Genomic DNA, 19508 nt, shown 5'->3' with positions numbered 1-19508 from the left:
TGTTTTGGTATGAAAATGACGAAATATACAGTAAAATAGAAAGTAACAGGAATTGTTACAGGAGGAGATTTTTTAATGGTAAAAAGAACATTGCCGCAACCATTTTTCTTTGAAAGAGGACCCAAAGCAGTTATTTTATTTCATGCTTATACGGGATCACCGAATGATGTTCGAATGATGGGGAGAGCCTTAGAAAAAGAAAATTATACTGTTTATGCTCCAATCTTTAAAGGACATGGCACTTTAGAGCCTGAAGATATTTTAGCAGTGTCTCCAACTGACTGGATACAAGATGCAAAAGATGCCCTGCAATTTTTAACAGAAAAAGGGTACCGTCAAATCGCTGTTTTCGGATTGTCTTTAGGCGGCGTTATTGCAACGAAGACCATGACAACTGAAAATATCCTAGCTAGCGGAACGTTTTGTTCCCCTACCTTGAATTATGATCAAAACAATGTACGTTCAACTTTTTTACGCTATGTTAAAAATGTAAAGAAACATGCTGGTCAAACGAATGAAGAAATTGAAGCTCGGATGCCTGAAGTGGAACAAGGTTTAGACAAACAACTAGCCGGCATATCAGAAATTGTTGCTTCAATGGTACCGGCATATAATTCAATAACAAAACCTGTCTTTATTGCACAAGCTGGACAAGACGAGTTGATTGATCCGCAAATTGCGGTTCAGTTTAAAGAAGCTTTAATTCATGCGAAAGTGGACTTTCACTGGTACGAAAAAAGCACGCATGTCATTACAGTAGGAGCGGATCATAAAGAGTTAGAAAAGGATGTACTTAAATTCCTATCTGATTTGAATTGGAATGGAGAGTAGACTTAATGAAAAATAATCAGACGATAAAAGAAGCTATTTTAGTATATATGAAAGAACAAAAGAAAATGGCATTTAAAGTGAAGGACATCAGCGAAGGAATGGGACTGACTGGTTCAACCGATTTCAAATTATTGGTTTCCTCATTAGCGGAGATGGAACGAGAAGGAACTGTTTTTCTGAATAAAAAAGGTGAATTTAAGTTGCCGACAGAGGAGCCGGTTCTATCCGGAACCTTTCGAGCAAGCGACCGCGGATTCGGTTTTGTATCGATTGAGGGAGAAGAGGACGATATCTATATCCCGGCACATCAGACTAACTTTGCTTTAGATGGCGATACCGTTACGATTGAGATTATCCGTCCAGCTGAACCTTGGTTTGATAAAGGCGCTGAAGGACGTGTTAAAGCGATAATTGAACGTAAATTCACACAGCTGGTTGGTGAATTTTTTGCTTATACAGAAGAAGGAATTGAAGAAACTGGATTGTATGGATACATTGAGCCTAAAGATAAAAAACTAACAGATACGCGTGTGTTTATCGAAGAAAAAGGGATCAAACCAGTAGATGGTGCGATTGTATTAGTTGAAATCACACTGTATCCTGATAGTGATTTTCCGAGAAGTATGCAAGGGATAGTAAAAACGGTTATCGGGCATAAAAATGATCCGGGAATCGATATCTTGACCATCGTTTATAAACACGGTATCCAAGTTGAATTCCCTGATGAAGTTATGGCTGAAGCAAATGAAGTTTCTGAAAAGATTTCCCCAGAAGATAGAACTGGGCGACGTGATTTGACAGAGGAAGTAGTCGTAACCATTGATGGAGAAGACGCAAAAGACTTGGATGATGCAGTGGCGGTTAAGAAGTTGGAAAATGGGCACTACCATTTAGGCGTGCACATTGCGGATGTTTCTTATTATGTTACAGAAGGCAGTGCATTAGATGCTGAAGCTTACGACCGGGCCACGAGTGTTTATTTAACAGACCGCGTTATACCGATGCTGCCGCATCGCTTATCAAATGGAATTTGTTCATTGAATCCTCATGAAGACCGTTTAGCGATGAGTTGTGAAATGGAGATCGATCAAACAGGAGAAGTTGTTAGCCATGACATTTTTCCAAGTGTGATCCGTTCTTATCGCCGAATGAGTTATACACAAGTCAACCAAATTATCATGGATGAAGATGAAACTGTTCGCAAAGAGCATGAAGAGCTAGTACCGATGTTTGAAGCAATGGCAGAATTGCATACTATTTTGGAAAGAAAACGAAAAAAACGCGGAGCAATCGATTTTGAATCGCCAGAAGCTAAAATCATTGTAGACCGAGATGGGCATCCTTTGGATATCGTTTTGCGAGAAAGAGGCGTTGGTGAAAGAATTATTGAGTCCTTTATGCTGTCAGCCAATGAAACCGTATCTGAACACTACACCCGCTTGAAAGTACCCATGATCTATCGGGTCCATGAGCAACCGGACAGTGACCGGATGCAGCGGTTTATGGAATTCGTCACAGCATTCGGTATTTCGATGAAAGGGTCGAGTGAAACCGTTACTCCTAAGAGCCTGCAGAAAGTTTTAAACAGTGTTTCCGGCAAGCCAGAAGAATCAGTTATTTCGACTATGATGCTGCGCAGTATGAAACAAGCTAAGTATGATGTAGAGTCTTTGGGGCATTATGGCTTGGCAGCTAAGTATTATTCACATTTTACTTCGCCAATACGGCGGTATCCTGATTTAATTTTACATCGCTTGATCCGTTCTTATGGGGAACAAGGAACAGGTTCAGAGCAGCTAGCTAAGTGGAATAACCTGCTGCCGGATATTGCTATTCAGAGTTCTAAAATGGAACGACGTGCAGTAGACGCTGAACGAGAAACAGATGCATTGAAGAAAGCAGAATACATGATGGATAAAGTTGGAGAAGTATACGAAGGCATTATCGGATCTGTTTTAAGATTCGGCTTGTTTATCGAATTGCCCAATACTGTTGAAGGTTTAGTGCATATCTCCAATATGAAAGATGATTATTATGAGTTTATTGAAGAACGCTTGATGTTGGTTGGGGAGCATACAGGAGTTGTTTACCGCATCGGCCAAAAAGTTAAAATAAAAGTTATGAGAGCAGATCCAGAAACTCGCGAGATCGATTTTGAATTGGTGCCTGATCCAAATGCGCCAAAAATTGATTCTATCCCTCAGTTAAAAAAAGACGGGAAGCCGCATAAAAAGAAAACAGGTAACCGGGAAAAGAATCAAGGAAGTAAAGACAAAGACAAAAAAAAGACACCTTACCGCAACAAAGAAAGCAAATCAGCAAAAGATAAAAAGAAAGCTAAGCCTTTTTATAAAGATGTGGCTAAGAAAAAGCCCGCTAAAAAGAAAACTAGATAAAAAGCAAGGAGGCGAAGTACATGCCAAAAGGTGAAGGCAAATTGGTTGCTCAAAATAGAAAAGCCCGTTTTGATTATACGATCTTAGATACAGTCGAAGCTGGAATTGTTCTTAAAGGAACTGAAATCAAGTCCATTCGGGCAGCAAGAATCAATTTAAAAGATGGATTTGCGCGTGTACGTAATGGTGAGATTTATTTGCACAATGTGCATATCAGCCCTTATGAACAAGGGAACCAATTCAATCATGATCCCTTACGAACAAGAAAACTATTGATGCACAAAAAACAGATCAATCGTTTAGAAGGCGAAATGAAAGGCAGCGGCAATACGCTCGTGCCACTGAAAGTCTATATCAAAGACGGATACGCTAAAGTATTGATTGGGGTAGCTAAAGGGAAGAAAAATTATGATAAACGCGAAGATCTAAAACGGAAAGACCAAAAACGAGATTTAGCACGGTCGATGAGAGAAAGATAAGGAAGAGTTACTGCTTCTAAAGTATAGTTACTTTAGAAGCAGTAACTTTTTTTATAGTCTTTTTTTATTTTTTGTGTTAGAATTCGATTAGAAAAAGGAGGGTTTATATGAGAAAAAGATTAATTAGTGCGTTAGCTATTGCTTTAATTCTTACAGTAGCTGGATGTGGAGGAAATAGCAGCAAAGAGGCAAGTACAAAAAATGATAAAGGGGAAGCAAAGCAGGTTTTTCATGTAGCCATCGGTTCGGAGTTGCCAACAGCTGATGTATCTTTAGCTATGGATAATGTCAGTGTCGAAGCAATGAGTCAGTTTATGGAGGGGCTATATGAATTTGATGTTAATGGAGACGTACAGCCAGCTTTAGCTGCTGAAATAGCTAAACCTTCGAAAGATGGGTTAGTATATACAATTAAATTGAAAGAAGATGGCAAATGGAGTAATGGAGACAACGTAACCGCGAAAGACTTTGTTTATTCTTGGCAACGTACAGTAGATCCAGCTACAGCAGCAGAGCAATCCTATTATTTTGAAGGCATCAAGAATTATGAAGCCATCGCTAAAGGAGAACTTCCGCCAACTGAATTAGGAATCAAAGCAGTGAATGATTATGAATTAGAATTGACTTTGGAACACCCGATACCATATATCAATTCGCTGATTGCTATACCGGCGTTCTTTCCAATGAACCAAAAATTTGTGGAGGAACAAGGAGATAAGTTCGGTACTAGCAGCGAAACGACTTTATCTAATGGTCCATTTACTTTGGAAGATTGGAATGGAACAAGTATGAGTTGGAAGTATGTGAAGAATGACCAATACCGAGAAAAAGATGAAGTGGATTTAGACGAAGTTCAAATGCAAGTCATTAAAGAAACTTCTTCCGGTATTAATTTATTCAAAGACGGTCAATTAGATGACTTAGTAATAAGCGGAGAATTTGTGGCGCATGAACAAGATAATGAAGCTTTGCAGATTCGGGAAATGCCTGGAACGTATTATATTTCATATAATACGAAAAAAGAGATCTTGAGCAACCTTAAAGCTCGAGAAGCTATTTCTTTAGTTATTGATTCAGATCAAATTGCAAAGAACGTACTAAACGATGGCTCGAAAAAAGCAACAGGCTTTGTTCCATTTGGTTTTACTAACGCTGATAACGGAGAAGATTTTGCTGAAGATGCAGGAGAACTGACTAAAACAGATGTGAAGAAAGCGAAAGCACTATGGGCTGAAGCAAAAGAAGAATTAGGAATTGATGGAGGAGACATAACAATTCTAGCATCAGATATTGACTCTTCTAAAAAAGTTTCTGAGTATCTTCAAGGTGTTATTTCAGAAAACTTAGATGGGTTAACTGTGAAGGTTAATGCAGTGCCTTTTAAAAATAGACTGGAAAGAAGCCGCAGTGGCGACTTTGATATTGTTTTAGGAGGATGGACTCCCGTTTATGCGGATCCAATCGATTTTTTGAATTTATTTAAATCCTCTAACTCTAATAATTTTGGTAAATGGAGTGATCCTGAATATGACAAGCTTTTAAAAGAAGCATCAGAAGATTATGCACTAGATAACCAAAAGCGTTGGGATTCTATGTTAAAAGCACAAGAACTGTTATTTACTGAACACCCAGTGACGCCACTATACCAAATTTCTGAAGTTCATTTAGTCAATCCTAAAGTAAAAGGCCTTGAGTTAGGGCCTTTAGGTAGCCCTTACTATAAAAAAGTTTCTATTACAGAGTAACGAATAAGAATGATGCAGCATGGCAAATTGCCATGCTGCAGTTAATTAAAAGCAGCAATAATTAAAAAGGATGCGGTAAAAATGGAAAAAGAAAAAGCACTTGATTTAATTAAAGAATTGTCTAACGCTAATGGTGTTTCAGGTTTCGAAGATGAAGTTGTAGCTGTTTTAAAAAAATATGGAAAAGAGATTGGAGAATTATCAGAAGATCGGATTAGAAACTTATTTTTGAAAAGGCAGGAAAATAAAGAAAATCAACCGATTGTCCATCTAGATGCACATACAGATGAGGTAGGCTTCATGGTACAAGCGATTAAGCCTAATGGAACCCTGGTCTTTCTAACTATTGGTGGCTGGGTTGCTAGTAATATTCCAGCACATCGAGTACGGATCCGGAATAGTGATGGAGGTTATATTCCAGGTATTATTGCTAGTCAGCCGCCGCATTTTATGTCAGAATCCGATCGCAACAAACCGTTAGATGTGGGTGAAATGGTCATTGATATCGGGTCTTTAAGTTATGACGAAACAGTCAATGATTTTAAAGTTAAAATAGGTGCACCAGTTGTACCAGATGTAGCATTTGAATACTTCCCTGAAAAAGAAAGAATGTTTGGAAAAGCATTTGATTGTAGAATTGGCTGTGCAGCAATGCTAGATACAATTGGAAGATTTCAAGGTAAAGAATTGCCAGTTAATGTAATAGGCAGTTTTAGTTCGCAAGAAGAAGTAGGAGATCGAGGCATTAAAGTTGCGGTTAAAGAAGTTCAGCCTGATATTGCAATTGTTTTTGAAGGTTGTCCAGCAGATGATACTTTTTCAGAGCCGCATATGATTCAAAGTGCTCTAAGCAAGGGGCCTATGTTGCGTCATATGGACGTGTTGATGATTACAAATCCACGCTTTCAAAAATTTGCCTTAGATATTGCTAAAAAATACGATATTCCTGTTCAAGAATCGGTGCGCAAAGGTGGCGGAACGAATGGTGCTGTGATTAATTTAGCTGAAAAAGGAGTGCCTACGATTGTTTTAGGGATACCAGTACGTTATGCTCATACACATTACAGTATTGTATCGTTTAGTGATTATCAGCATGCCGTAAACTTAGCCGTTAAGATCATTGAAGAACTAGATGCAGCTACGCTTGCAAGTTTTTAAGCAGTTTAGAAAAGAGGGCATATAATGAAATTATATTTATCAGTAGATATGGAAGGGATGGCAGGCATTGCTCATCCACAATTTGAAAAAGAAGACAAAGTAATTTTTAGAGAAATGTACCATCAACAAGTTAAATGGGTCATTGAAGGCATTCAAAAAAGCAAAGTTAATGACAAGATTACTGAAATTACTATTTCTGATTCTCATGCATTAGGATTACATTTATCTTATAATCTATTAGCCGATATGGATGAACGAATTAGTTTAGTCAGCGGTTATCCTAGAAAAGATTATATGATGAGCGGGTTAGATGAAAGTCACGATTTAGCCTTTTTTGTCGGGTATCATGCAGGTATTGGGGAACAAAATGGCTGTATTGATCATGGCTATAGCGCAAGAGCTGCATATAATCTTTATATTAATGGGGAATATATGAATGAAACTACCGTTAATGCAGCCTATGCAGCTGAATTAGGGGTACCAGTAGGTTTGATTATTGGAGATTCCGGCTTAGAGACACAATTGTTGGAAAAAGGTATGATGCCATGGGTATCTTTTGTAAAAACAAAGGATTCTTTAGGGAGATATGCAGTTAAAAACCGTCCCCGTAAACAAGTTCGCGAAGATACCATCGCCAAAGTAGTAGAAGTATTAGAAAGTGACTATAAGAAACTTCAGTTGTATCAAATGAAAACGCCGGCTGAATTGAAAATTCAATTTTACAATACAGCTCAAGCAGATAAAGTAGAACTTTTACCTGGAACTACTCGACATGATGGAAGAACCGTTTCAATTGTCTGTCAAGATATGAAGACATTGATCAACGGCATTGTGGGGATCGTAACACTAGCAGGAACGGAATAAATGCATCAAAACAGCAGCTGAAAGCAATAAATTGACTAGCGTTAAAAAGTAGTACTTACTTAAAAAAGGCTATGAAAACTGCCTCATCTGAAGAGTCATTCTTTAGATAAGGCTCTTTTTTAAAACGAATTAAGAGTATTCTTCAATTTACTTTGGTATAATAAGAAAAATGAAGGAGAAAGAAGGCATACAGCATGACGATTTATGATTTTACCGTAACAGAAATTGATGGCAATGAAGTTTCGCTGGATAAATATCGCGGAAAGCCTGTATTAATCGTGAACACAGCCAGCAAATGCGGATTGGCTCCTCAATTCGAAGGATTAGAAAAATTGTACAAGAAATATAAAGAACAAGACTTTGTCGTATTAGGCTTTCCTTCTAACCAATTTATGAACCAAGAACCATTGGAAAATGATGAAATCACAGAATTTTGTCAAGTAAACTATGACGTATCTTTTCCCTTGCATCAAAAAATCAAAGTAAATGGAAAAGAAGCTGCTCCGCTTTATCATTATCTAACTGAGCAGACAGGAAATAAAAAAATCAAATGGAACTTCACTAAGTTTCTAATTGGTAAAGACGGAGAAATTATTGAACGTTTTGGTCCTACAGTGAAACCGGAAAAAATTGAAGATGCTATCGTATCAGCTATTGCAGCATCATGATACTGCAACTCCTTTACTTTCAACGATTTAAGCACAGCAAAGAAAAACTGCCGGTACTTTCAGGCAGTTTTGTTTTTTTAAAAGGGAAAAGTAAAAACAAACCTAAGTAGAAAGTCTATGGTACAATTAATTGGTATACATGAAAGTTTTGGAGGAGAATGATAATGGATAGCAAAAATAAATACTTAACTTTATTGGCTAAAGAGTATCCGACTATTGGAGAAACCACCACAGAAATTATCAATTTAGAAGCCATTATGAATTTACCTAAAGGGACAGAACATTTTCTTAGTGATGTTCACGGAGAATATGATGCATTTCAACACGTTTTGCGTAATGGATCAGGAAATATCAAAGAAAAAATTCATGAGATATTTACCGATCGTTTAAGTAAAAAAGATATGAGTACATTGGCTACGTTAATTTATTACCCAGAAGAAAAAATCAAAAATATTTTAGCTGATGTTGATAAAGAAGAAGAAATCGATGAATGGTATCGATTGACCTTATCGCGTCTGATTGAATTATGTGTATTTGTAGCTTCTAAATACACAAGTTCTAAAGTTAGAAAAGCATTACCAAGAGAATTTACTTACATTATTGAAGAATTGCTATTGAAAGATAACAGTTTTTCAAATAAAGAAGACTATTATAGCAAAATCATTCAAAGTATCATTTCGCTAGACCGGGCTCCTCAGTTTATTGCAGCTATCTCCTATCTGATCCAGCGCTTAGTTGTCGATCACTTGCACGTTGTCGGAGATATTTATGACAGAGGACCTTATCCTGATAAAATTATCGATACGTTGATTGATCACCACTCTGTTGATATCCAATGGGGCAACCATGATATTTTATGGATGGGAGCAGCTAGCGGATCGGCAGTATGTATCGCTAATGTTCTACGGATTTCTGCGCGTTACGATAACTTAGAGATTATCGAAGATGCTTATGGAATTTCATTACGGCAATTACTGACCTTTGCTGAAATGACGTATACAGAAGACAGTGCGAACGGCTTTTATCCAAAAATCGATAAAGAGAAAAAAGATTTTTATGAAGAAGAAGTGCGCCAAATCGCTAAAATGCATCAAGCCATTGCGATTATTCAGTTTAAATTGGAAGGCGTCATCATTAAAAGACAGCCGGATTTCAAGATGGAACACCGGATGGTTTTAAATATGATCGATTATGAAAATGGAACAATCACGATCAAAGGCGAAACGTATCCTTTGACCAATACGTATTTTCCAACCATAGATCCAGCTGATCCTTATAAGTTAACTAAAGAGGAAGAAGCCATTGTGGATAAGCTGATTTATGCTTTTAAAAATAGCGGACGTTTGCAAAAACACATCTCTTATTTATACAATAAAGGCAATATGTATTTAAAATACAATGATAATTTATTGTTCCATGGATGTGTTCCTTTAAATGAGGATGGAAGTTTTATGGAATTTAACATTCGGGATAAATCCTATAAAGGGAAAGCGTTATTGGATAAATTTGAAGAAATTTTGCGTAAAGGCTATTTGACCAGAGACAAAGAAAATAAAGAAAAACATCTAGATATCATTTGGTATTTGTGGACAGGAGCTGCTTCTTCGTTATTTGGAAAAGATCAAATGACGACGTTTGAACGGTACTATGTTGAAGATAAAGCGACTCATGAAGAAAAGAAAAATGCCTATTACAATATGCGCAATGATATTGCTACCTGTGAGAGAATACTGGCTGAGTTCGGTTTAGACCCTGCTAAAGGACATATTATTAACGGACATACACCAGTAAAAGAAAAGCGGGGCGAGGATCCGATCAAAGCGGACGGACGCATGTTAGTGATCGACGGCGGTTTCTCTAAAGCCTATCAAGGGACAACTGGACTGGCCGGATATACTTTGTTGTACAATTCTTACGGTATGCAGCTGGTTTCACATCAACCGTTTACTTCGCTGAAAAATGCCATTGAAGATGAATTTGATATCATGTCGACGCGCAGAGTAGTAGACCGCGAATTAGAGCGTAAAAAAGTTCGAGAAACTGATATTGGTATACGCTTATCCGAACAAGTAAAAGATTTGAAAGAATTATTGGAAGCTTACCAAAATGGTGAAATCGTTGAAAACCACAAGAAATAAACAGAAGTTCTTTTCTGAATGAAAACTTATTATTTCCCGCTTATCTTTGGTACAATAGAAGATGAGTACGAAATGCATGAGAATGTTAGGTTACTGGAGGAGATTTTTTTGAATAAAGGATGCACATTTTATTTTGTCAGACATGGCCAAACGTATTTCAATTTATATAGAAGAATGCAAGGCTGGAGCAATATACAGTTGACTGAAGAAGGAAGCGAAGATGTTCGCAGAAGCGGCAGAGGGTTGGCAGAAGTACAATTTGATGCAGTGTATACAAGTGATCTAAACCGGACGATTGAAACTGCCGGTCTTATTTTAGAAGAAAATAAATTTGGTGAAGAATTAGAAATACAAGCTATGCCTGAGTTTCGTGAAGTGTTCTTTGGTTCTTTCGAAGGTATGGATGTTGATGAAGTATGGGAAAACATCAATGAAGTGATGGAATACCCTTCTGTCGCTGAACTATGGGCGGAAGCTACTGTACCGGAACAAATGAACGCAACGAAAGAAGCGGATCCTTATCACCATGCGGAGAATTACCTTGAATTTTGGTCACGCATTGAAAAAGGGCTTTTAACTTTGATCGATAAGCACCGTGATACGGGAGACAAAGTATTAGTCGTCGCTCACGGCAATACGATTCGGTATATGTTGAATGGATTAGTTCCTGAGCTGGATAATCCGCAACCTTTGTTAAATGCTAGTGTATCAAAGGTCAGCTATTATGAGGGCCGCTATCATTTAGAGTGCTACAATGAAATCGAACACTTCAAAGATTTAGAAAAAGATTAAACAAAGCAAAGGGAGAATAAATAGTTTGAAACCAAATGCATTAGTATTTTTTGACTTAGACGGCACGTTATTAAATAAAGAATCAAAAGTTGAAGCGGAAGTAGTCGAAGCATTAGAGCAAATGAAGCAAAAAGGCAATATTCCATTTATTGCGACAGGACGAAGCCCGATTGAAATTCAGCATGTGCTAAAAGAAACACCGATTGATTCATTTATTACACTTAATGGACAATACATTGTGTATGAAGGCCAAGAAGTTTATCGCAATCGCATCCCTGTCGAAACGTTGGTTAATTTAAAACAAGCAACAGAAGAACGCAAATTTGCCTTGTCTTTTTATACAAACAATAAAATCCGTGCAACACGTGAAACAGAAGTACTAAAAGAAGCGTATCAGTTTATTCACGCTGAAGTTCCGTCGGTACACAGTACCCTGCATTTAGAAGAAGAAGTGTTGATGGCATTGGTATTGAATACGGATAAAGAACAAGACGCTTATTTTAAAATGAACTTTCCAGAATTATCTTTTTATCGCAACACGCCTTACAGTATGGATACCATTCCAAAAGGGAATTCAAAAGCTACGGGAATTACGGAATTAGTTAAGACACTGAATTTTGAGACGATCCCGACTTTCGCTTTCGGCGATGGGTCCAATGATATTGAAATGGTCGAACACGTAGATTATGGAGTAGCGATGGGAAATGGTTTAGCGTCTTTAAAAGAAAAAGCCACATATATTACTGCGAGCCATGTTGATGGTGGAATTGTAGAAGGGTTAAAGTATTACGATTTAATTTAATTTCTGATAGGCAATAAGTAAAAAACTGACTGAACTCCGTATACTTTTAAAGTAGTGGAATTCAGTCAGTTTTTTTAGGCAATTTAAACAGTTAATTGCTGGAAAACTTTTCCAACGGCGTCTTCAATAGCTAAATCTACAGGTAAATCAATAGTGAGTGGAGTTTTATTGATGACAACGACTCGTTTGCCTTTAAAATAGCGAATAAGGTTTTTGGATGGATTGACTGTTAAAGAAGTACCGGCAATAATCAGCAAATCTGAACTGGCCATCAATTCTTTTGCCCGATCTAAAATTCCCGGTTTAAGATTTTCGCCAAATAAAATCACATCTGCACGAATGATGCCGTTATCAATCGGGCAACGAGGAATATTCTGCTCATCCCGTTGAATTTCATTTAATTTGTATTCGCGACCACATTCCATACAGTGAAAATGACGGTTATTGCCATGCAATTCAACAACCAGTTTACTTCCGGCTGCTTGATGCAAGCCATCCACATTTTGAGTGATGATGCGAACATCTTTCCCTTGTTTTTCTAGTTCGGCCAAGTAGAGATGCGCTGCATTCGGCTTTGGAGCTTCTGTGTTTTTACGTGTGTTAGGTCGGTTAAAAAATTTTTCCGGGTAATTTAATAAATATCGTTTACTCATAATTTTCTTGGGGTCTAACTGCTGCCGTTCCAATTCAGTATAAGTACCGGTATTTGAACGGTAATCAGGTAAGCCGCTTTCAGTTGAAACTCCCGCACCGCCAAAAAAGACGATTTTTTCAGCTTCATCAATAAATCTTTGCAATGTTTCTATTTGATGCGTCATTTATTTTATGCTCCTTCATATCATCTAATTGTTTCTACTATACATAGTAGCACATAATTGTATTGGTTCGTATTAATCCGCTTATAAAAAGGAAGAGAAAGTAATTAAAGAGGCAGCAATAAAAGGAACTGTTCGCTAGCGATTGTCTAGCAGACAAATCGGCGAGAAAACAGCAGAGAGTTGTTCGGTAGCGCTCCTCTAGCAGACAAATAGACAAGGAAACAGTAGAGAGTTGTTTGGTAGAGCCTGTCTAGCAGACAAATAGACAAGGCAACAGTAGAGAGTTGTTCGGTAGAGCCCGTCTAGCAGACAAATAGACAAGAAAACAGCAGAGAGTTGTTCAGTAGAGCTCGTCTAGCAGACAAATAGACAAGAAAACAGCAGAGAGTTGTTCAGTAGAGCTCGTCTAGCAGACAAATCGATAAGGAAACAGTAGAGAGTTGTTCGCTAGCGCTCCTCTAGCAGACAAATAGACAAGGAAACAGTAGAGAGTTGTTTGGTAGAGCCTGTCTATCAGACAAATAGACAAGAAAGCAGTAGAGAGTTGTTCGGTAGAGCCCGTCTATCAGACAAATGATAGAAAAAACTAGCCTCAATTAGTTGTTAGAAGGAATTTTCCTCATAAGTCCCATAATCGCACTCAAAAATTAGTTTACAGTACAAGGTAGTTGGTTAGTTAATTAATTAGTTAGTTAATTAGAATTTTTTGGATTCAAAAAATTTACTACCTGTATTTGAAACGAAAACAATATAGATTGCGGATAGTATTGAATGAGAAAGAAAAACATTAGGAGTGGGTGAATGGCTTTTAAGGAGAGAGAAAAACCATTTCGATTGTTAGTGATGGAATCGTTGGTTAATCGAATGACTTTATCAAGAGATGACCGTAATAAGTATGCGAACTGGGTCAAAGGATACAATGGAGAAGTGCAGTTTGATTCCATAACAGAACAATTAAAATGTGAGAGCATAGTTTTAAATGATTTGTATTTAACGGTAAGGGGGAAAAAGTTTCAAATTGATACTTTGTTGATCACTGCAAAGTGTCTTTATATATACGAAGTTAAAAATTTTGAAGGTGAATACTATTACGAAAATGAAAAGATGTACTATGAGCGAACTAAAAAAGAAGTATTTGACCCACTTTATCAAATAAAAAATGCAGAGTCAGCATTGCGCCAACTGGTTGATCAAATGGGATATAATTTGGCTATTAAAAAACAAATCGTTTTTTTGAATCGCGATTTTGCATTGTTTCAAGCTCCAAGAAATAGCGGAATATTGTTACCTGGAATGTTGAAATCTCATTTTTCAATGGTTAACGGAATTTCAGAGACGTTAAATCAAAACCATTATCGTTTCGCAGAAGAAATTAAACCAATGCATATGGAAGACTTTTCTTTACATAATGTACCATATTACAGAAAGGAATTATTAAAGAAAGGAGTTACTTGTTTTGATTGTGGATCCTTCATAGATTGTTTTACAAAAAAAGAAACTTGTACATGTCAGTACTGCGGCAAAAAAGAGGTAGTTTCTCAAACCATTATGCGACATGTACAAGAATATAAACGTTTATTTCCAAATGAAAGAATTACAGTATCTGCTATTTGTGAATGGTGTGATAATCAGCTGTCTGTTAGGAGAATCAAGTATATCTTCAATCAGCATTTAATAGCTAAAGGAACAGGCCGATGGCGATATTATGAATTTAAAACTTGAATCATTCATAAAAAATTACAGAAGCGTATGTGTAAAATAGTTCTCGAGATATTATTATTTTTTACTGGCAAAAAGAAAGAAGGCGTTCTATCATAAATGTATGCTTGACCGGCAAATACATAATTGAAAGAGGCCTTCTTATGAATAAGATTATATCAAAGGTTTACCAAATAATAAAGGATTCAAACAATTTAATAGAGACAGAAGAAGCTATTCAGGTTTATATGTATGAAGTATTTTCTGAATTAGTGGGAGATGTCTTCACTCATATCAATCAGGTGATCAAAGAGGAGAAACAACTTGAAGGTTGGAAAGTGAAACGAGAAGATTGGAAAACGGTCCAATTTATTTTCGGTCCCGTTCGGTACTATCGTACCTTAATGGTAGATCACACGGATCAGAATCATTATCCACTAGATGAGTGGTTAGGCATTCGAAAATATCAGCGTCATAGTCCATTAGTAGAAGTAAAAGTGGCTGAGTTGGCGAGTAAAGCTACTTATCGAGATACTGCAACTATGCTAAATGAATGGACGGCTGTCACAATCAGCCACCAAACAGTTGGCAGTCTTCTTAAACGCGTTGGATCAGCACAAGCACGTGAAGATGAAGAAAGCGTATTGGAGCTAGAAGAAGCAGCTGAATTACCAGAAGGGAAAAAAGTGGACTATTTCTATGCCGAAGCGGATGGCGTTTTTGTTCGTGGAACAGAAAAGAAAAAAAGCTTAGAAGTTCGTCATGCCATTCTTTACGAAGGCTGGAATAAAAACGGAAAACGCGTTTCCTTAAAGGAACCTAAAGCCATTATGACGACTAAAAAAACCGCTGGTTTTTGGGCAGAGGTTCAAGCCTTTACAGCGAATCATTATGCCTTACAACAAGCCCAAGTCATTACCAATAGTGACGGTGGACAAGGCTATACTGCAGATAGATTCCAAGAAGCTTTTTCTCAATCGAATTATCCCGTTCTCAATCAGCTAGACTCTTATCATGTCTTCCAAGGCTTGAATCGTGCATTTGGCGTGAAAACTAACGTTTTTAAACAGCAGGTCAAGCAAGCATTAAAGACGCATGATTTAGATCATTTAACTATTTGGCTGGATACGTATGAAAGTACGTTAGACGAAACAGCAGCAGTGGAAAAACTGAATACATTTAGAACCTATGTTTTACGGAATTGGGATCGGATTTTCGATTGGCGCGAAAAAGTAGAACAGGCTCCGAAAGGCGCCAGAGGATTAGGCGCAATGGAGTCGAATCAACGACACATCTCTTTTCGCATGAAAAAGCGAGGAATGCATTGGAGTGCAGAAGGTTGCGAAGCTATGGTAAAGGTAAAACAAGGGATGTTCAATCACACCTTGCGTGAAGACTATCTTCACCAACAAAATAGAAGTGCGAGACAACAACGCAAGCTGAACCAAACGGTTCGTTTATCGTCGTTATTGCATGAGAAAACACGGCAGTCAGTCGGGGCAAAGAATGGGATCATTCCATTGTATGCCTCTCGTTCATCGGCAATAGGACAATTAATTAAAAGTTTTCGTTAATTCCTGTCTTTTGGGAGAAGGTTCCTGGTTTTAGGAACGTTCTTCCAAAAGATGGGCCAGCAAGCGGCGGAGCCGTGCGGTAGCTGATGGGTGTACAAAAATAGAGTGCCTAAACTAGTGAAGGAATAGGACGCTCGAGAAAAACTTGACACAAACTACAGAAGCGAACGTATTTTCTTTTTTAGAGATTTGTGTTATAATAACTAATAGAGAGTTTGAATAGGTAATGGAAAAGAAGAGTTGATTTTTCCACTCTGTACACTTCCCATTCGGGGGCGTTACGGATTCGACAGGTATAGGTCGAGCTTGGATTGCGCTTCGTAGGTTACGTCTACGTTAAAACGTTACAGTTAAAATAACTGCTAAAAACAATAACAACTCTTACGCTTTAGCTGCGTAAAAACAGCTTAGTGTAGATCCTCTCGGCATCGCCCATGTGCTCGAGCAAGGGTCCTATAATCAGTGGGATACGCTAAACCTTTCCGTCTGTAAGGTTTAGAAGAGATCATCAGACTAGCAAAGCATGATGCCGGTTGTGTGGCTGATGCCAAGCGAACTTTTAAGTAGCATAACTATGAGCGTAGATGTCTAGGTGCCGATATATTTGGACGCGGGTTCGACTCCCGCCGTCTCCACTAAAATAAAGGGTTCGGCCCTGAAAATAAAAATTCTTTAAGGTGCTGCTAAAACAGCATTTTAAAGGATTTTTTTGTTTTAATAGAGTAGGATATTATAAGCTTTTTACATTATTGATTTCTTGAAGATGAAGCGAGAAAGTTAAAATGATAAGTCTAAAAGTTCATTGATTACTTCTATCGTATAATCACTAGGATACCTAGCATCTTCTTTATGTCGTTTTCCTAATCCATTTTTTATTCGGACAGTAATGAATCCCAATTGTTTTGCAGGGATAATATCATTATCCACTCTATCGCCGACATATACGGCATGATGTGAATCAATACTGGCTTTTTTTAAGGCTAATTCAAAAATTTTAGCATCAGGTTTTTTAATACCTACATCACTTGAAGAAATAATTAGGTCAAAGTAACGATCGATATCCAAATTCTTTAATCTTAAATCTAAGTTTTTAGATTGATTCGCAATAATGCCAAGGTGATAATCCTTTTTCAAGAGAGACAAAGTAGGCAGGACACCATCATATAGTTTTTCGTTGTAGTGTTCCCATTTGGGTTGCGGCAATCCCGTATTAAAAGATTTCCAAATCGTGTATAAAGGGCGAGTGCCGTTTTTAGCATATTGTTCTTCGATTAAAGCTCGATATTCTTTGGGAGAAATAGTTATGGAAGCTTTTTTTAATTCATTGGTACAAAGTTCAAAATAATGATCGTAGCTACTCGTTTCATCTATCAAAGTTTCTCCAACATCAAAAAAGAACCAAGTTTTTTTCTTCATTAAAAGCACTCCTTTAAATAATATTCTTACAAATTTAGTCCCGGAGACTTTTTTTGTTTTAAAGTGTACATTATGAAATAAGTCTTTAAGTTTCCCCTTTTAAAAAAATTAAAGTAAGATTTAAACTATTTTTTTACTTTATAAAGGAGCGTTGAGTCTTGGAATCATTAGAATTAATCAGAAAAATAGTTTCAAACAGCGAAAAGCATCGTATGATAAATCTCCAAGAAGAAAATCAAAATAAAGAGTATGAAGGACTTACATTTAACATTGAACAGCACACATTCAGAAGTCGATTAGCTAAGAAGACCCCAAAGAAAAAAGGGTATTTTGTAGTTTTTTGGGAAAAAGATAAAGATAATAAGAATCAACCATATACGTTTGACAACATGCCAGAAAAATTAATTGTTTCGATTATAGATAATCATCTGATAGGACAATTTGTTTTTCCAAAATTGCTATTATTAGAAAAGGGTATTTTAAAAAGCGAAAATGATAAAGGAAAAATGGCGATGAGAGTTTATCCTTCGTGGGAAAGGGAATTAAATCCTTCTGCAAGAAAAACTCAAAAATGGCAGGAAGCTTATTTTATAAATTTATCAAACGAAATAGACAATCAACAGGCTGCAGCATTATATTTCACGTGAAATTAAACAGTAAATCAAGATACACGAATCACTATCTTTAAGGATTGAAAGCAATTGTTTTCCAGTACGGCAATTAAAAAAGGTTCTATTATTTTTGGTGTTGGTAAGAAAAGTGAATCTATTCTACAGCTTTGAAATTTCCGAAGGAATAGTGGCTGCTTGCAGCCATGTAAAGGATTCAATGCGAATTACGAAGCGGTTAGGCTTCGTTTGAGGATTGAAAGACTGGAGAAACGGCTCCAGTCGGTCCCATGGCTTATTGCAAGCAGACACGTAAATTCCGGAGGAAATTTCACTACTGATCTTAGTATGTTTAACAAAGAACATTAAAAAAGCTCCTAAAGGCAGAACAAATTTGATGTCGTTTCTGCCTTTAGGAGCACGTTTAAGAAAATAATCAATAAAACTGAAAGAAGAGGGAAGACAAAAGTCTCTCCCTCTCTTTCAGTTACTATATATGTTAACGAGAAGGAGTCTTTTTACTTCTGTATTTTAAATAGGTATCTTCAAGATGGTAATAGCCAATCCCAATGGTAACACAGACTACAAGATTAATAAGGAATGGTACTTCATACTTGTCAATAAACGAAGCGGAGATCCAAAAATAAACCATTTGAACAATGAAAATATGATAAGACTGTTTACCGAGTTGTGCTAAACCTTCATATAACCTGTTCCATTTTATTTTTGGCAAATAAATCAAACCTAGATGAAAGAGCAGCAAAGGATAAAAGAACGTTAGAGGATCTTGGCCTTTCCAAGCAGTGTTAAATGAAAAAAGCGGTACTTCGTAATTAAAATAATGAACCAAAACAAGATATGGAACACTCAATAAAGCACCGGCTGTAATAAGCTGCAGGCTTTTTTTGTCTTTTTGAACAAAGTAATACCAAATGCCTAATGAAATGGCAAAAAGGTAACGAAAAAAAAGCAAACGATAAATAAATGAAGGTAATCCAAAAGCATCGCTGGCAAATTCAAAAATCAGGTTAAAAGTAAAACTCAACACAAGCATGAGATGGTGATTTTTTTTAGCTAAATAAAATAAAAAAGGTAAGAAAAAAACAATTTGAATCATGATGGAAACAAAAAATCCACCATAACCACCACGTCCGAATAAATAAAAGAAAACATTGGCTTCTCTGCCAATAAACGGTGCAATGATAATCTGAAAAAGGTAAGCAACCAACGCGGGCAGTAAAATGCGTTTCAATTTTTTGAAAAGCAGATCGGGCTGATACAGTACCGCTAAAGATTCTATCCCTTTTCTTTCATAAGACATCGTATGGTTATAACCAGTAATGATCAGAAATAAAGGTACGGCTTGTTGAATATAAAAAGGGCCGCCGAAGTCTAACAATGTTTTGTTTGTAAAACTATGGATTACAATGACAAAAAGGATAGCCAATCCTTTAATGATGTCGATCGTTCGGTTGTATGTCAAAATAAGTCCTCCTGTTCTCTATCTATTATGAGACATTT

At 37.0% G+C, this 19508-nt stretch carries 16 protein-coding genes and 1 other RNA gene; 14 read left to right on the top strand and 3 right to left on the bottom strand.

Annotated features, from left to right (window positions below):
- Positions 1-75: 75 nt before the first annotated feature.
- The 10 genes from BR87_RS05970 to BR87_RS05925 all read left to right on the top strand — a co-directional run bounded on the left by BR87_RS05970 (position 76) and on the right by BR87_RS05925 (position 11873).
- Positions 76-831, top strand: coding sequence for an alpha/beta hydrolase (locus tag BR87_RS05970; protein ID WP_035029845.1), 756 nt, complete (start codon positions 76-78; stop codon positions 829-831).
- 5 nt (positions 832-836) lie between these two features.
- Positions 837-3227 carry a ribonuclease R gene (gene rnr / locus BR87_RS05965; protein WP_035029843.1) on the top strand — a complete coding sequence of 797 codons (2391 nt, stop codon included), beginning with the start codon at positions 837-839 and terminating at the stop codon, positions 3225-3227.
- Positions 3228-3247: 20 nt separating this feature from the next.
- A complete protein-coding gene (gene smpB / locus BR87_RS05960) occupies positions 3248-3706 on the top strand; it encodes an SsrA-binding protein SmpB (RefSeq protein WP_035029840.1) in 459 nt (152 codons plus the stop codon).
- Positions 3707-3813: 107 nt separating this feature from the next.
- A complete protein-coding gene (locus BR87_RS05955; RefSeq protein ID WP_035029836.1) occupies positions 3814-5451 on the top strand; it encodes a peptide ABC transporter substrate-binding protein in 1638 nt (545 codons plus the stop codon).
- A gap of 81 nt (positions 5452-5532) precedes the next feature.
- On the top strand, positions 5533-6609 hold the full coding sequence (locus BR87_RS05950; RefSeq protein ID WP_035029833.1) for a M42 family metallopeptidase: 1077 nt from the start codon (positions 5533-5535) through the stop codon (positions 6607-6609).
- A 24-nt stretch (positions 6610-6633) separates the two neighbouring features.
- A complete protein-coding gene (locus BR87_RS05945) occupies positions 6634-7473 on the top strand; it encodes a M55 family metallopeptidase (protein ID WP_035029831.1) in 840 nt (279 codons plus the stop codon).
- Positions 7474-7667: 194 nt separating this feature from the next.
- Positions 7668-8141 (top strand): glutathione peroxidase, encoded by a 474-nt coding sequence (locus tag BR87_RS05940; RefSeq protein ID WP_035029829.1) that lies wholly within the window; start codon positions 7668-7670, stop codon positions 8139-8141.
- A 164-nt stretch (positions 8142-8305) separates the two neighbouring features.
- A complete protein-coding gene (locus BR87_RS05935) occupies positions 8306-10279 on the top strand; it encodes a fructose-bisphosphatase class III (RefSeq protein WP_035029827.1) in 1974 nt (657 codons plus the stop codon).
- Between the two features lie 108 nt (positions 10280-10387).
- Positions 10388-11071: a histidine phosphatase family protein gene (locus BR87_RS05930; RefSeq protein ID WP_035029825.1), complete on the top strand. Its 684-nt coding sequence runs from the start codon at positions 10388-10390 to the stop codon at positions 11069-11071.
- Positions 11072-11096: 25 nt separating this feature from the next.
- Entirely contained in the window at positions 11097-11873 is a 777-nt protein-coding gene (locus tag BR87_RS05925) for a Cof-type HAD-IIB family hydrolase (RefSeq protein WP_035029823.1), read from the top strand.
- 83 nt (positions 11874-11956) lie between these two features.
- On the opposite strand, the gene BR87_RS05920 is transcribed toward BR87_RS05925, so the two are convergent.
- On the bottom strand, positions 11957-12691 hold the full coding sequence (locus tag BR87_RS05920; RefSeq protein WP_035029821.1) for an NAD-dependent protein deacylase: 735 nt from the start codon (positions 12689-12691) through the stop codon (positions 11957-11959).
- Positions 12692-13492: 801 nt separating this feature from the next.
- Here BR87_RS05920 and BR87_RS05915 point away from each other — a divergent pair.
- The 3 genes from BR87_RS05915 (at position 13493) to ssrA (ending at position 16601) form a co-directional block, all read left to right on the top strand.
- A complete protein-coding gene (locus BR87_RS05915; RefSeq protein ID WP_035029818.1) occupies positions 13493-14413 on the top strand; it encodes a nuclease-related domain-containing protein in 921 nt (306 codons plus the stop codon).
- A gap of 140 nt (positions 14414-14553) precedes the next feature.
- On the top strand, positions 14554-15963 hold the full coding sequence (locus tag BR87_RS05910) for an ISLre2 family transposase (RefSeq protein WP_035027845.1): 1410 nt from the start codon (positions 14554-14556) through the stop codon (positions 15961-15963).
- Positions 15964-16234: 271 nt separating this feature from the next.
- Positions 16235-16601, top strand: a transfer-messenger RNA (tmRNA) gene (gene ssrA, locus BR87_RS12840).
- A 139-nt stretch (positions 16602-16740) separates the two neighbouring features.
- Here the strand turns inward: ssrA and BR87_RS05905 are convergent.
- Positions 16741-17379 carry an HAD family hydrolase gene (locus BR87_RS05905; RefSeq protein WP_035029815.1) on the bottom strand — a complete coding sequence of 213 codons (639 nt, stop codon included), beginning with the start codon at positions 17377-17379 and terminating at the stop codon, positions 16741-16743.
- 158 nt (positions 17380-17537) lie between these two features.
- Here BR87_RS05905 and BR87_RS05900 point away from each other — a divergent pair, with 158 nt between their 5' ends.
- Positions 17538-18026 carry a MepB family protein gene (locus BR87_RS05900; protein WP_035029812.1) on the top strand — a complete coding sequence of 163 codons (489 nt, stop codon included), beginning with the start codon at positions 17538-17540 and terminating at the stop codon, positions 18024-18026.
- 460 nt (positions 18027-18486) lie between these two features.
- On the opposite strand, the gene BR87_RS05890 is transcribed toward BR87_RS05900, so the two are convergent.
- Positions 18487-19470, bottom strand: a complete 984-nt coding sequence (locus BR87_RS05890) for an acyltransferase family protein (protein ID WP_035029806.1) — start codon at positions 19468-19470, stop codon at positions 18487-18489.
- Positions 19471-19508: the final 38 nt, after the last annotated feature.

The sequence above is a fragment of the Carnobacterium mobile DSM 4848 genome, assembly GCF_000744825.1.
Taxonomy (GTDB): domain Bacteria; phylum Bacillota; class Bacilli; order Lactobacillales; family Carnobacteriaceae; genus Carnobacterium_A; species Carnobacterium_A mobile.
Note: the sequence above shows the minus strand (reverse complement) of the source record. Positions and strands in the feature narration are given on the sequence as shown.